Raw genomic sequence first — 14,614 nt, forward strand, 5'->3', positions numbered from 1 at the left:
TTTACTAATTCATTCGGATGAGGAGCGATACATGGTGCAGAAGTATTTATTCCAGCAATTTTTCTCAAAGATAACGTCGGTTCCTTTTCGGGTGGTATTTTGGGATGGAACGACGGACAATTACGGAGAAGGCGAGCCGCGCTTTACGCTTATATTTCATGAGAAGGTTCCTTTTGGAAATTTCGTGAAACAGCCGTCCCTGGCATTTGGAGAAGCGTATATGAACAGGGCGATCGAGATTGAAGGTGCAATCGAAGACGTTATTCGGGCTGCCACGTCGAACCGAAGCATGATTTGGTCTGAAACGCTTACCCGCTTGTCGAAACTCAGCATGCGTAAGCAGCAGGAGAACGTGCAGCACCATTACGATGTAGGAAATGACTTTTATGCATTGTGGCTCGACGAAACGATGAGCTATTCATGCGCCTATTTCAGGACGCCGGAAGATACGCTCGAACAAGCGCAACTGCAAAAGATTGACCATGTTTTACGGAAGCTGCAGTTAAAGAAAGGGGAAACGCTGCTTGACATCGGAAGCGGGTGGGGATGGCTCATCATTCGCGCCGCCCAGCAGTATGGAGTTAAAGCGACAGGCATTACATTAAGTGAAGAGCAGTTCAAAAAAACGCGCGAGCGGATTGCAGAGCTGGGGTTGTCCGGTCAGGTGGATGTTGAACTGATGGACTATCGCGATCTTGCGAAAACAGGACGTACCTTCGATAAAATTGCCAGCGTCGGCATGTTTGAACATGTCGGACAGGATCATTATCCTGAATTTATGAAATCGGTGCAGGCGCTATTGAAAGAAGGAGGGTTGATGCTGCTTCATACGATTACGCATATGAAGGAAGAGCCGGGCGATCCGTGGATTTTAAAATACATTTTTCCCGGCGGGTACATTCCTTCGCTGCGCGAGGTCATTCACCTGCTGCCCGAGTATGATTTCCATACGATGGATGTGGAAAACTTGCGGATGCATTATGCGATGACACTCGATCGATGGGCGGAACGTTTCGATCAACATGAGGCTAAAGTCCGCGAGATGTACGATGAGAAATTTGTCCGCATGTGGCGTCTGTATCTGCGGTCCAGTGCCGCTTTCTTTAGAATCGGCGGGCTTTCTATTCATCAGATGCTTTTCTCAAAAGGTATTAATAATCAACTGCCGCTTACGAGGGACTATCTGTATGCTTCGGCTTCGGAAGAACAGAAGTAACAGGCAGGTCTCGTCACAGGCGACTGGATGAAAATATCGAGGTAAGAAAGGAGGAGGGAGACTTGGAATTAACCGAGAGTAAAAAACGAAACGCAAGAATCATTACGGTGTTTGCCACATTTCTTGCGTTTATGGGAATCGGGGTTGTAGACCCCATCTTGCCTTCAATAGCCGAACAAATCGGCGCAAGTCATTGGCAGGTAGAGATGCTGTTTTCCTCTTATATTTTTATGATGGCGATCATGATGCTTCCCGCCGGTCTGTTGGCCGGCAAGTTCGGCGACAAACCGATGATGGTCACAGGGCTGGTTATCGTTACAATTTTTGCGCTGCTTTGCGGATTTTCCGATACGATTGCAGAACTCTCGATTTACAGAGCGGGTTGGGGGCTCGGTAATTCATTTTTCTTTGCCACTGCCATGACGCTGCTGATCGCTTTGTCGAGTGAAGTCGGCGCTGCAGTTGGGTTGTACGAAGCAGCTATCGGTCTTGGCATGGCCGGCGGTCCGCTTGTCGGCGGAATTCTCGGTGGATATACCTGGCGTTATCCCTTTATTGCAACCGGATTGCTAATTTTTGTTGCATTCATATTGGTGAGTTTTTTTGTTAAAGCTCCGCCGAGTAAACAGAAACGGAAGACGGCCGGTATTAGAGAGATGGGCCACCTGTTCTCGTATCTTCCTTTTATTCAAGGGGCGTTAGCGGGCATGCTGTACAATTATGGCTTTTTCACCGTATTGGCTTATTCTCCGCTCGTGCTGGAGCTATCGCCCATCCAGCTCGGATTGGTCTTCTTTGGCTGGGGGTTGTGCCTTGCTTACGGTTCGGCTATTTTATCGCATAGATTGGAGCAAAAATATAAACTGAAGAATCTTTTGCGCTATAGCCTGCTACTTTTCAGCGCATTCCTGTTTTTGTTGTTCTTCATAAAAATTATGTGGGTACAAATCGTGCTTGTTATCATTTCCGGTTTAATTTCCGGATTGAATAATGCGCTGTTTACTACGCATGTAATGGAGTCCTCACCGTACGAGCGGGGTGTGACATCAGGCGTATACAACTTCGTACGCTGGCTGGGTGCGGGTTCTGCCCCAATCTTGTCCGGTATCTTCGGGCATATGTTTTTCCCGCAGGCGCCTTTTGGTATCTCGGCCGTTATCGTGCTCATCGGCTTCTTGCTTATGATACTGCCCATAAGGGAACATCAAAGAGAATCTTATATCTCTGCTCAATAAGAACGAATACAGAGATAAGCCAGTAATTATTTGTTATAAAAGGATATAAAAGTACAGAAGGTACAAAAACGGAGTCCTTTCTTTTTCCTCGCCCAGCGACCTGTCGGTCCAAGACCGAAGGAGAGCGGCAACTGTCTCCATCTCTGTTCTGCCCAGGTGTTTTGCCGACCGGCTCGGACCTGCATGAAGGAGCGGACAGGCTATGCATCTTCGGGAAAAAGAATCGGACAAGTTTTTGTACCTTCTTTATTTTATAACTAGCGCACGAATTGCTTCACGAAGTAATCGGGATTCAATCCTTCTCCGCCGGCGTTTTTCAACAGCTCATACCAGGGAACCTGGGCACCGGAATGGAAGATGCGCCGGATTAAATAGGAGCCGGTGCTTTTCTTTTTCAGATAGGAATCGCCTCTGAGCTCGTCCAGTATCATGAAGTGCAGCTGAGAGGCCATCAGCTCGCCCAAAATGTAATTCTGGTAGTATACCGGGGCGGTTCCAATATGAATTTTTGCGGCCCAGTCCGGCTCGTTTCGGCCCTCTGGTTTTTTTACCAGTTGAAAGCGCTCGACCAATGACCACCAGAGCGCATTCAAATCTTGATCCGGATCATGATACATCTCGTGTTCGAAATGCACCATCACCAGGCCCCAGCGCACGAAGATAAGCATGCTCATACTGAGGTATTCTTCAAGTGCAGGTTTCAGTGCCTTCGTCTCCTGCTCCGGAACGTCCGCATACAGTGTTAGCCACTCCGGATTTTTGGTCAGGCGTCCCATGAACATGGCGATGGCTTCCGTGGTAAGCGTATGCGCAGGCGTACGCAGCAGATACGGAAGCGTCCGGTCGATGTATTTATCATACACGCCGTGTCCGAGTTCGTGCAGCATAGTGCTCATCCACCACTCGTTGTCGCGAATATTGGCCAGCACGCGAATGTCTCCGCTGTGATCGATATCGATGCAGTATGCGTGCTGATTTTTGTTCGGACGTTCAAACAGATCGCTGCGCTCTAGAATGTCGTCCACTTCAAGTCCGATGTCCGCAAAAAAGCGCTTTGTAATTTCGACAATGTTCTTGCCTTTAAAATACGGATCCAGCTGGGCGCTCTCAAGCGGGGGAGCCTCCTGAAAGAAAGGATCTGCGTAATGCCACGGCATGATCTCATCCGTGGAAATACCGAATTTGCGCGCCAGTTCTTCGTCCAACTTCTGTTTTACGCGCCGGAACGGCTCCGTCGTTTTCTCTTCCAGTGCAGCAAGAATGGAGAACAGATTCCGTCCGTCCAGCTCCTGAAGCTTTAATGACATGGCATAGTAGTTTTTGAATCCGGCTTCCTGTGCCGCACGGTTGCGCAGTTTCACAAGTTCAATTACACGCTCGGCCACCTGGTTTCCGATTTGCTTGCTTGCTTCCCACGCTTTGCGGCGAAGCGTAGAGTCGGTTGCGTTCTGAAGAATATCTTGGATCTCATTATCCGATACGATTCTATCGTCGAACGAGGCACGGAAGCGGGTGAATTCACTTTCAATCTCACTTTCTTTATGTACGATGTCAGAGAGCAGTATGGCATCTGGTTGATTCGGAATATATTCGTGCTCGAGTAGCACAAGCTGGCGGTACAACAATAGGTCACGCTGCAGTTTTTGATCGGCAAGCAGCTCTTTAAGATGTGTATAATCGTCCTTGCTGGAGAATAGGCGAATCAGATCCTGGCGGTATCTTACATATTGCTTCTCGTACTTCTCTTCTCCAGTGGTCGTGGCCTGCCAGTAGGCTTCCGCGGCTGCCTTGGACAGATTTTCTACCTGTTTGAGACGCGGAGCGAGAAATGCATCGACAGATGGCATAATCGAATCCTCTCTTTCGTGAGATGATAGCTTCTTCCTTTTATCGTATGATAAACGGACTGCCGGTTCAATTGTTTCCGCTTAATTTTGTGCAGTCGACTAATTTATTGATTGACATGCACACGTGATGCGGTATATCTTATATATAAGAAAATAGCCCATAGGGGAGTAGCTTTGAGAACGATAGTGTCGTCATTACGGGAACCTCGGCGGGGACCCCGGCTCTATCGACAACATGCAAATGTTGGAAGCAAGACCTGTGCCGTTTTTTCTCGGCATAGGTCTTTTTGTGTTTTTTAGAGAGGTTTTTAACTTTTGTCGCGTTGTTTTAAAGTGTGATTTTAATGAGGGGGCATGGTCATTGTGGAGTTTTTATCTGCGCAATTTTTCTCGATGCTTTTTTCCATCATCATTATTGACCTGGTGCTGGCCGGTGACAATGCGATTGTAATCGGGCTCGCATCTCGCAATCTGCCAAAAGAACAGCAGAAGAAAGCCATTATATGGGGAACGGTCGGTGCGATTGCGATACGCGCGCTGGCGACAATCTTTGTTGTCTGGCTCTTGAAAATCCCCGGGCTTCATCTTATCGGCGGCGCAATTCTTGTCTGGATTGCATATAAGCTGCTGATTGGCGAAGAGGAAGAGGAGAATATAGAGAGCAGTTCTTCACTGTTTGGGGCAATTCGGACCATCATTGTTGCTGACGTGATGATGGGACTCGACAACGTGTTAGCGGTAGCGGGCGCCGCTCAAGGGCATACCGGTATGGTTGTGCTTGGACTGTTAATCAGCATTCCGCTTGTTGTCTGGGGCAGTCAGGTTATTATCAAGCTGATGGATCGTTTCCCGAAGCTTATCTATGTTGGAGCAGGGGTACTTGCTTATACTGCCGCCAAAATGATGGTGACCGAGAAATTCATCGTTCCGTTCTTTGCGGAAAATCCGGTTATTAAATGGATTGTCATTGTCGTTATAGTTGCAGGCGTTCTTATCAGTGGTAAAATGAAAAAAGACAGACAATCGACAACGGCAGCCTCTGCGTAAGTAGAGGCTGTTCTTCTGTATCGGGGGACCGGAAAATTACACTTTTCGTCCTTTAGACCAGGGGGTCAAATGTTGTATGCAAGAAATAGGCTGAAGGCTTATACTGAAGGAAAAAGCATGAATGTACCAGAAAGACAGAGAAAGATGGTGATGCAACTTGGAACCCCTTTCCCGTGTGGATAAGTACCGCCAGCGCAGAGAGAAGCAGAAAGGCGGACGTGCTCTGGTATGGACGGCGTTTTCGCTTCTGTACATAGTCATTTTTTATCTCCTTATTTATTTTGTTAAAGTACCGGCCGATTATACGAAGAGGATCGGTCTGGAGGCGGGGCTGTTTTTTTTGAGTGTCATTTTCCTTGATGCTTACCTGCAGGCGTTCACCACCATCTCCACGCGCCCTGTACAGAAGGAGGAAGTTAGATTAACCCGCCCCAATCCAATCATTATCGGCTGCTGGGTCGTCTCGTTATGCTATCATTTGAGCATCGGTCTTTTGAGTTCGATGTATCTGCCGGATTGGATGTATTATATGGGCTTTGTATTTACGCTGGCACTGTTTCTTGCGACGGTAATCCATTTCCTTGCCTATTTTGCATACAGCAAGCGGGAGAGGCAGTGGGTGCTGGAAGAGCGATATGCGAGCGACCAGCGCAGGGCGTATGAGATGATCCGTGATAATCAGTCACAATACTATTGGATTTGTGACGTAATGGAAAACAACGAAGAAGTGCGGCAGATGATGAAGTGGAACGGATTTGACCGCAACTTAGAAGAGCGGATGTACGAATTACAGCCTTATTTCCAGCGTACCATCTTCACTAATAAAGATTTAGACAGGATTGCAGGCATAAGCGCGTGGCTTACGAATATGCGCCGGATTATTGAAGAGCATCCGAACTATAGTCCAAGCCGAACGCGTTCCGAAGAACTGCCGTTGAGGAGCAAAAGGAGAGGTGAAGAATGAACATCATTGACTTTCGCAGCGATACGCTGACCAAACCGACCGAAGAGATGCGCAAACTGATGTATGAAGCTGAAGTGGGCGACGATGTATATGGCGAAGATCCGACCGTGCGCCGCCTGGAAGAGAAGGCGGCGCTGCGGCAGGCAGGGGTATTGGCGGCACCTGGATTATACGCGCTTGAGGTAATGAGTCAGCGTCTGCATGAAGATCATGCCCGGGCACGCAGGCTGGCTGAGCGTTTGCACGAAGTTCCCGGGTTGTATGTGGATATAGATACGATAGAGACAAATATTGTGTTGTGCGATATAGCGGAAACCGGACTGAATGCAGCCGAATTTCAGCAGCGGCTCGCCGAAGCGGGAATCAAAGCGTCTCCGTTCGGTGAAGGCATCATCCGCTTCGTCACCCACCGTCACATCACCGATGAGGATATCGAAGAAGCGGGCGAGCGTATTTTGAGTCTATTGCATGGGCAATTGGCAAAATAGACTAAACGAAAACCAGGCGTGCGATGCGCCTGGTTTTCTTTCTTTTCATTTTATAAGCGTGAAAAAACTCGCGAGGCGTATGCCGACCGTTGCTTTTTCCGTGTGGAGCGTGTGGCCCTTAAGGGAGGGAAAGACCGGCAATTGTCTCCCTCATCGAGATGCCTAGATGTTTTGCCGGTCCGACCGAAGGGTCACAAAGCGGCCGTTTATCTTCCATGTGGAAAAAGGACGAGCGGCAACGACCGCGAGTTTTTCTTATTTATTAATCTCGAAATACTCGATTTCGCCTTGTTTGTTGACACGGACGGTAATAGTGACAGGGTAGAGTTTGTCAGGGACGGAGGTAAAAACTTTGCCTTCCAGACGATACATCGTCTTGCCGCCGTCCAACTGGCTTTTTTCTTCCAGCGTAAGCGAAGCGAGCGACGGCAGGTCCGTCTGCTCTTGTTGTTTCTCTTCCTTCATGACGCTAGCCAGGAGTGCGGGTTTGTTGCTGCCGTTTTCTGCGATAAGAGAAGCCACATTTTTTGAGAGAATATTTATCGCAAGACGAGCAATCGCATGATCGGCGGGCGTTGTGTTGGCGCGGCCAGCCGCTTTCTCCCATTCATGAATCGACGCTTGTTTGACTTTCATCTGTTGGGTAATCCAACTTTTCACTTCGGCTGTCTGGGCAGAGGGAGAACGGGTGTCCACCGAGGAACAGCCTGTCCCGGCCACAAGCATTCCCGCTCCCATAAGCAGCGCAGCGATAGTACGTTGCCACCTCATTGTGTGCATGTTCCTTTCTTTCATAAAGTTCACAGATTCTGTTATAGAGTTAGACGGTTAGAGAGTAGATAAGTTGCTTTCAGGCAAAAAAAATTCTCCCGCGCAATACGAGAGAATAAATTTTTGCTTATTTTGTAGTTTGGCGGGCATTAACTGGGCGCGCATAAAACATCCAGAGAAAGCTTAGTGCCTGACAGAGTTCCAAGGAGAGTGCCTCCGTCATTTCAAGAGTGACCCCGCGCTTATAGACGCCTTCCTGGTGCACGATTTCATATCCGTTTTCCGTAAGCAATCGTCCGCATTCCCACGGCATCATTGTATTGATGACAACATCTTCCCCGTACAGGCGCCGGTAGCCGTGCTCGCGCGGTGCGGCGGTCGGTCCCAGAATGCCGAGCGCAAGCAAACCGCCGGGCTGCAGATACCGCTTGAGCTCTGTAAGCATCTCGCGAGGGTCATCGGTCCATTCCAGTACATTGATTGCCATAATTGCCTGGAAGGAATGCTCCGGAAACGGAAGCTTACGCAAGTCCGCCTTTACGAAGGAAAGGGCAAGTCCGGGCTTTATTCTTGTCTCCGCTTTTTTAATCATTTCTTCGGAAATGTCCAGCCCTGTTACCTGAAAGCCCAGCTCCGCCAGTTTTGCGCTGCCGTATCCGTCGCCGCAGCCCGCATCCAGTACCCGGCCTTTATCAGGCTGGATGTATCGGGTCAGCACAGGCAGTATCGTCTTCCGGCTGCCTGTCTCCCACATTTCCTCGCTGTTTGCCTGCCAGTGGGCCGACATTTTGTTCCAATGCGTCTCGCATGCTGCATGCCAGTTAAAACCCATTCTATTCTCCCCCTTGTCTCCTTTAGCAGAAAAGTAGCACAACTGGCTAAAAAAAGCGAGAAAAACATAATAAAGTATAGAAAAAGTCTGTTGAGAAAAATTTTCTTTATACCGGTTGGACAAATGGGGTAAAGTTAAGAAAGAAGAATATGAAACCAAGTGAGAGGCGAGAATCGTGCGGAATCCAGAAATCAAGGAATGGGGAATGCTGGCCAAGCAATGTGCGCTCGGTGCGGGCAAGCTGATTGAGGAAATGCTGGCCCATCCCCTGGAAGTGATGTATAAATCTTCTGCGTCTGACCTGGTCACCTCCGTCGACCGGGCTGTAGAACAATTGGTAATAGATAAGATTATGAAAGCATATCCTGACCACGGCATTTTGGGGGAAGAAGGATTAATTGCATGCAAACCGGACGAGTTTGATACGGTTTGGATGGTAGATCCGATTGACGGGACGACCAATTTCGTTCACCAGCAACAGAATTACTGTATATCGATTGCCGTCTATCACAAAGGCGTATGCGAAGTAGGAGTGGTTTACGATCCTACCCGGGAAGAGATGTTTTACGCGGAGCGCGGCGGCGGTGCCTTCCTTAACGATGAACCGCTTCAGGTAAAGCGCAACAAAGAAATGAAAGAAGCGCTTTTGTCCACAAGCCTGTTCTGGAACCGTCGGGCAATGAAAAGCGGTCTCTCGGAGAAAATGCAGCATCTGGCGCATCGTTCGCGCGGCATCCGGGTTTATGGGGTAGCGGCGCTTGAGCTTGCCTATGTAGCGGCGGGGCGGCTGGATGCTTATATCAGTTTGAACTTAAATCCGTGGGATTACGGTGCGGGCCGGCTGCTGGTCGAAGAAGCGGGGTGTATGATCAGTGCGCTGGACGGTACTGATCTTCCGTTTGCCGAGCGAAGCAGCATCCTGGCGGCCAATCCGAATCTGTATAATTTTCTGCTTGAATTTTTGATGGAACGTCCGTTATAATACCTAGGTACAATTGAATAAATCGTTGTTATGTGGCGAAACCAACGTTAAAAACACCACCGGAGTATTGTCTATTTTATCCCCTGGTGCAGGGGGTTTTTGTTTTTACTTGTAGATGGAGACAGAGCACGGGGCGCCGCTTTGGGCGCCCTTTTCCTTTTCCGGGGTTCGCCTGCAACCAGAGTATAGGAGGGAACATTATGTCCGGATTTGAAATTCCACGTAAAGTGCAGCGTATACACGAAGACATTCAGCCGGAGCAGCTTCGCTACCACAGCCGTCGCGTGGCGCTGACCAAGGAGTTTACGTTTGACTCCGCACACCACCTTCACCTATATGAAGGCAAGTGCAAGAGCTTGCATGGACACACCTATAAACTGGTGATTACCGTGAGCGGTTTTGTCGATGACATTGGCATCTGCGTGGACTTTGGAGAGATCAAGCAAATGTATGAAGATACCATCAAAGCGCAGCTTGACCATAAGTATTTGAACGAAGTACTGCCGCCGATGAACACAACGGCGGAGAATATGATTGTTTGGATATGGGAGCAACTGGACCAGGAGATTGTCCGCCGGGGCTTTCGAGAGCGTGGTACACGGCTTGAAGAGCTCGTCCTCTATGAAACCCCGACCAGCTATGCGACACTAAAGCGGGAATGGATGGAGAGCGATGAGTAGTATCACCGAGCTTTACAACAAAGAGTGGAAGCTTCCAATGGTAGAGCTGTTCGAGACGGTGGAAGGCGAAGGGAAAATGACCGGGTACCCGACTACGTTTGTGCGCGTGTTCAACTGCAATCTTCGCTGCACATGGTGCGATACGCCATACAGCTACGCGCCGGAGAAGCCGGAATTTACCGCTACCATTGATGAGATCAGTAGGCGGGTGGAGTCTTACGGCCACGGCGTCGTTTGCCTGACCGGTGGCGAGCCGTTAATGCATGGCGATAAATCGCTTGCGCTTGTGTATCATCTGGCGCACCTGTCCTCAGTATGGGACATCCATATCGAAACAAACGGAGCCGTGGATTTGTTTCCATTTGTCGCGCTACGCGAAAAAGACGAGGCCGCATCCGACAAAGTACGGTTTGTGATGGACTATAAGCTGCCTATCAGCGGGGAGACGGCGAGGATGCATCTGCCGAATTTCTCGCTTTTAGGGGCGCAGGATGAAGTCAAGTTTGTGGTTGGGGATGAAGCTGATTTTTTCCATGCATTGGATATATTGGAACGTTATCCGACTCGTGCCACTGCGCTGTTCAGCCCGGTATGGGAGACGATGCCACCTGCGGAACTTGTACAGCTTCTGCTTCGCTATCGGCCCCAGGAAGGCAGGGCCCGGCTGAATATACAGATCCATAAAGTCATTTGGGACCCGGAGACAAGAGGGGTTTAGATATATAGTTGAGGAGGGAAGGATGATGCCGAAAAAAGCGGTCGTCGTGTTGAGCGGCGGTTTGGATAGTACGACCTGTATGGGCATTGCCCAAGCGGCGGGATTTGAGACGTATCCGCTTACGTTTCATTACGGGCAGCGCCATAGTCGGGAAGTCGAGCAGGCGAAAAAGATTGCCGCTTTCTATAACGTGCCGAACCATCGGATTGTCGATTTGGATTTTCTTAAACAAATTGGAGGCAGCGCGTTGACAGATGAGAGAATTGATGTGCCGGTCGGACAGAAGAATGGCGAAGAGAGCGAAGATATTCCACCCACGTATGTTCCGGCGCGTAATCTGATTTTTCTCTCGCTTGCTGCAGCCTATGCAGAAACAATAGGAGCGGAAGTAATCTACATCGGTGTCAGCGCCGTGGATTACAGCGGCTACCCTGATTGTCGTCCGGAGTTCATCCGCTCGATGAACGAGACGGTCGGACTGGCCACAAAAGCGGGCGTTACCGGTGCAGGCATTCGTATCGAGGCACCGCTCGCGCACTTATCGAAGAAGGAAACGATTGAATGGGGACTCAAGCTTGGTGTGCCGTATGAACTTAGTACGTCCTGCTATCAAGGGGGCAGCGAAGCGTGTGGCGAGTGTGACAGCTGCCGTCTGCGGCTGAAAGGGTTTGAAGAAGCCGGAGCCAAAGACCCTATTCTCTATAAGAAAGGATGAATGAATGATGAGTCAAACAGAGCACAATTACGACAAATACAATAAAATCCGTTTTGATATTCAGGACCGTTCCGCCATTATGGAAGATATCCTCGAAACCATTCCGTACGAATATGTAGGCAAGAAAACAGAAGTAACGATTCCGACGAGCGAATTTACTTCGGTATGCCCGTGGTCAGGGCTGCCGGACTTTGCTGACATTCGGATTATTTTTGTCCCGAACGAAAAATTAATCGAGATGAAATCTTTGAAATTTTACCTTACTTCTTACAGGAATGTTGGTATTTACCAGGAGCATGCGACCAACAAAATTCTGGAAGATCTCGTGCGGGTGGCCGATCCGCTTTACATGCGCGTAGAAGCGACGTGGAATGCCCGCGGTGGACTCGGAACGGAAGTTGTTGTAGAATACCGTAAGGAAGGATATGAAGGGTAGCGATCCATTCGATGGATGAAATGAAAACCATTCTTGATGTGAAAGCGTTGCTTCGCCGGTTCGGCATTGTCATCTATATGGGCGACAGGCTAGCCGATTATGAGATGTGGGAAGAGGAACTGCGTGAGTTGTACCAGGAGAAGATGATCGATATCGCGGAATTCCGTGCCGCAATGACGATCCTACAACAGGCGAAACGGAACTATCAAGACCAATAAAGAGAAAAAGAGCCTGCGCAACGGCTCTTTTTTCATTTTGACAAACAGGAGGAAAGTAGGCGAATTTTTGCAACTTTTTGCGGTTTTGCTCTGTATGAATATGTGTATTATTATGTAGTGTTGTTATCCTTCTGCACATTTTAGGGGGTTAAACGAAACATGGAAAAACGACAGGCGAGAAAACCAGCAAAGAAGAGAAAGTCGTTCTGGAAACGGGGTCCCTGGGGCATCGTTCTTCTGATGACTGCACTTTTCTTTCTGTTGAGCATCGGGGGATGTTCGGCGCTGTATGTGGCCGGAAACCAGATGATTGATGAGAAAAAGCTGGATCTGATGGAAACATCAACTGTATATGCAGCGGATGGCAACCCGATTGCCAAGCTGTCCGCAGCGGAAAACAGAGAGAAAGTAACATTTGATAAAATACCCAAGCACGTTGTAGACGCATTCATCGCTACCGAGGACAATCGCTTCTATGACCACAACGGCATTGACCCGATCGGGATTGGCCGTGCGATTATTAAAGACATTGTGAGCGGTAGCAAAGCCGAAGGGGCAAGTACGATTACCCAGCAGTTGGCGCGCAATGTTTTCTTGTCCCGTGACAAAACCTTCATGCGTAAAACGAAGGAAATTATGATTGCGCTGAATTTAGAACGCAGGTATTCAAAGCCGCAAATTCTTGAGATGTACCTGAACGTTTTCTATGCGGGTGAAGGCGTGTTTGGTGTGCAGACGGCCTCCAAGTACTATTTTGGCAAAGATGTCTCGGAATTATCCATCGCGGAAGGAGCGACGTTGGCCGCTTTGCCGAAAGCGCCGAATACGTATTCGCCGCGCAAGAATCCGGAGAACGCGCTCAAACGACGCAACCTTGTATTGTCATTAATGCAGAAGAATGGGTACATTACGCAGGAACAGATGGAGAAGGCCAAGAAAGAAAAATTGAAAACGATTGAGAGGCCGAAGAAGGGTACGAACAAGGCCTACCAGGCATACGTTGACTATCTGGTCGAAGAGGCGGAAGATATGCTTGGCGTTACGGGTGACCAGTTGTACCAGGGTGGATACCAGATCCATACGTATCTGGACCGCAATGCCCAGAAAGCTATGTTCGAGGAATATGAAAGAGACCGCAACTTCCCGAAAGACGGACCGAGAGATAAAGTACAATCCGCCATGGTTATTATGGAAACGAAAACTGGAGGCATTACTGCCATGGTAGGTGGACGCGGCTACGAGACAGGCAACTGGAACCGGGCCAAAGTGCCTCATCCTACGGGCTCGACCATTAAGCCGCTTGTAGATTACGCTCCGGCACTGGAGAAGGGCTGGACTCCGTACTCTATAGTAAAAGATGAAAAGAGATCATACGGCAATTGGACGCCAAGAAACTACGGAAATGAAGGCTATGCGGGAAGCATTACCATGAATAAGGCGCTGGTGGATTCCCGCAATGCGGCTGCTGTGTGGACGCTGAATGAAATTGGCCTATCTACAGGGGTTAGTTACCTGAAGAAGTTTGGCATCCCATTAGCGCCCGGGGATGAAAACAATCTGTCCATTGCACTAGGCGGTATGAAGAAGGGTGCTTCACCTATCCAAATGGCGCAGGCATACACGGCATTCGCCAATGAAGGCAAAATGAATAAAGCCCATGTCATTAAAAGCATAACCGCAAGTGACGGTACCGTTATTGTGGAAGAGAAGAAAGAGGAGACGGAGGTTGTCAGTGCGCAAACTGCTTATTATATGACTGAAATGCTGGAGAATGTTGTCAAGGAAGGAACGGGTAAAAATGCCCGCTTCGGTTATCCGCTTGCCGGTAAGACCGGTACACAGCAGTACGATAGCGATAATGTCTCCGGCGGAAATCGCACTGCCTGGTTTGTTGGCTATACGCCGGACTATGTCGGAGCGATTTATATGGGCTTCGACAAAACAGATGATGAGCATTATCTGCGTACAACCGGGGGCGGCGCACCGGCAGAGCTGTTCAGCCGCATTATGCGCAAAGCAATGGAAGGCAAGGAACGCAAGGACTTCAAACGTCCGGAAGGCGTTAAACCGGTAGAGCCACCTGTATCGCTTCCGTCCATCAACGATTTGACCGCGACCGTGGATGAGACCGGTCAGAACGTAAAGATTAACTGGGGCGGCAGCAGCGATAATCGAATTAAATATCGTCTGTACCGTTTCCTTGGTTCGCCGGCCGAAAAAGAGCTGATTGCCGAGACCGGATCATCTGGATATACGGATGCGTTCGATCCGAGCAAGATGTACACGTATGTGGTCGTGCCGTACAATGCGGAAACCGGCGAGGAAGGAAACATGTCCAATATGGCGACCATAACGATGCCGGAGCCGCAGCCGGATACAACCGATCCGAACAACCCGAATCAGCCGATGGGTCCTACAAATCCGAGCCCGGTAGATCCGAATAATCCGAATCAGCCGGTGGATCC

The 14,614-nt window shown here is 49.2% G+C and carries 15 protein-coding genes and 1 pseudogene; 13 read left to right on the plus strand and 3 right to left on the minus strand.

Annotation, left to right across the window (positions count from 1 at the left end):
* The first annotated feature begins 31 nt into the window (after positions 1-31).
* Both B2899_RS06325 and B2899_RS06330 read left to right on the plus strand, forming a co-directional pair.
* Positions 32-1,216: an SAM-dependent methyltransferase gene (locus B2899_RS06325; RefSeq protein ID WP_146810206.1), complete on the plus strand. Its 1,185-nt coding sequence runs from the start codon at positions 32-34 to the stop codon at positions 1,214-1,216.
* Between the two features lie 131 nt (positions 1,217-1,347).
* Positions 1,348-2,451, plus strand: a complete 1,104-nt coding sequence (locus B2899_RS06330) for an MFS transporter (protein ID WP_414631753.1) — start codon at positions 1,348-1,350, stop codon at positions 2,449-2,451.
* Positions 2,452-2,708: 257 nt separating this feature from the next.
* Here the strand turns inward: B2899_RS06330 and B2899_RS06335 are convergent, their stop codons facing one another.
* A complete protein-coding gene (locus tag B2899_RS06335; protein WP_146810204.1) occupies positions 2,709-4,298 on the minus strand; it encodes a M2 family metallopeptidase in 1,590 nt (529 codons plus the stop codon).
* A 363-nt stretch (positions 4,299-4,661) separates the two neighbouring features.
* On the opposite strand from B2899_RS06335, the gene B2899_RS06340 reads away from it, so the two are divergent.
* The 4 genes and pseudogenes from B2899_RS06340 to B2899_RS06350 all read left to right on the plus strand — a co-directional run bounded on the left by B2899_RS06340 (position 4,662) and on the right by B2899_RS06350 (position 6,797).
* Positions 4,662-5,345, plus strand: a complete 684-nt coding sequence (locus B2899_RS06340; protein WP_146810203.1) for a TerC family protein — start codon at positions 4,662-4,664, stop codon at positions 5,343-5,345.
* Between the two features lie 157 nt (positions 5,346-5,502).
* Positions 5,503-6,309: a hypothetical protein gene (locus B2899_RS06345; protein WP_286884543.1), complete on the plus strand. Its 807-nt coding sequence runs from the start codon at positions 5,503-5,505 to the stop codon at positions 6,307-6,309.
* Positions 6,306-6,443: pseudogene (locus B2899_RS18400) on the plus strand (beta-eliminating lyase-related protein); the annotation flags it as partial. The gene B2899_RS06345 and the pseudogene B2899_RS18400, both read left to right, overlap by 4 nt.
* Positions 6,417-6,797, plus strand: a complete 381-nt coding sequence (locus B2899_RS06350) for a beta-eliminating lyase-related protein (protein WP_414631754.1) — start codon at positions 6,417-6,419, stop codon at positions 6,795-6,797. The pseudogene B2899_RS18400 and the gene B2899_RS06350, both read left to right, overlap by 27 nt.
* Positions 6,798-7,052: 255 nt before the next feature.
* On the opposite strand, the gene B2899_RS06355 is transcribed toward B2899_RS06350, so the two are convergent.
* Together B2899_RS06355 and B2899_RS06360 are read right to left on the minus strand one after the other, a co-directional pair.
* Positions 7,053-7,568 (minus strand): hypothetical protein, encoded by a 516-nt coding sequence (locus B2899_RS06355; protein ID WP_146810200.1) that lies wholly within the window; start codon positions 7,566-7,568, stop codon positions 7,053-7,055.
* A gap of 127 nt (positions 7,569-7,695) precedes the next feature.
* On the minus strand, positions 7,696-8,400 hold the full coding sequence (locus B2899_RS06360; RefSeq protein WP_286884545.1) for a class I SAM-dependent methyltransferase: 705 nt from the start codon (positions 8,398-8,400) through the stop codon (positions 7,696-7,698).
* 175 nt (positions 8,401-8,575) lie between these two features.
* On the opposite strand from B2899_RS06360, the gene B2899_RS06365 reads away from it, so the two are divergent.
* The 7 genes from B2899_RS06365 to B2899_RS06395 form a co-directional block, all read left to right on the plus strand.
* Positions 8,576-9,382, plus strand: coding sequence for an inositol monophosphatase family protein (locus B2899_RS06365; RefSeq protein ID WP_246147318.1), 807 nt, complete (start codon positions 8,576-8,578; stop codon positions 9,380-9,382).
* 200 nt (positions 9,383-9,582) lie between these two features.
* Complete coding sequence (gene queD / locus B2899_RS06370; RefSeq protein ID WP_146810198.1) at positions 9,583-10,062, plus strand: 6-carboxytetrahydropterin synthase QueD; 480 nt, start codon at positions 9,583-9,585, stop codon at positions 10,060-10,062.
* Entirely contained in the window at positions 10,055-10,780 is a 726-nt protein-coding gene (locus B2899_RS06375) for a 7-carboxy-7-deazaguanine synthase QueE (protein WP_146810197.1), read from the plus strand. The genes queD and B2899_RS06375 overlap by 8 nt, the downstream gene beginning before the upstream one ends.
* A gap of 25 nt (positions 10,781-10,805) precedes the next feature.
* Positions 10,806-11,495, plus strand: a complete 690-nt coding sequence (gene queC / locus B2899_RS06380) for a 7-cyano-7-deazaguanine synthase QueC (protein ID WP_286884561.1) — start codon at positions 10,806-10,808, stop codon at positions 11,493-11,495.
* A 4-nt stretch (positions 11,496-11,499) separates the two neighbouring features.
* A complete protein-coding gene (gene queF / locus B2899_RS06385; RefSeq protein ID WP_246147317.1) occupies positions 11,500-11,931 on the plus strand; it encodes a preQ(1) synthase in 432 nt (143 codons plus the stop codon).
* An 11-nt stretch (positions 11,932-11,942) separates the two neighbouring features.
* Entirely contained in the window at positions 11,943-12,149 is a 207-nt protein-coding gene (locus tag B2899_RS06390; protein WP_246147316.1) for a YqgQ family protein, read from the plus strand.
* Between the two features lie 159 nt (positions 12,150-12,308).
* Positions 12,309-14,614: PBP1A family penicillin-binding protein (locus B2899_RS06395; RefSeq protein ID WP_286884550.1), on the plus strand; the 2,306-nt coding region annotated here is incomplete at its 3' end.

Source organism: Aneurinibacillus sp. UBA3580, from assembly GCF_002375825.1.
In the GTDB taxonomy this organism is placed as follows: domain Bacteria; phylum Bacillota; class Bacilli; order Aneurinibacillales; family Aneurinibacillaceae; genus Aneurinibacillus; species Aneurinibacillus danicus.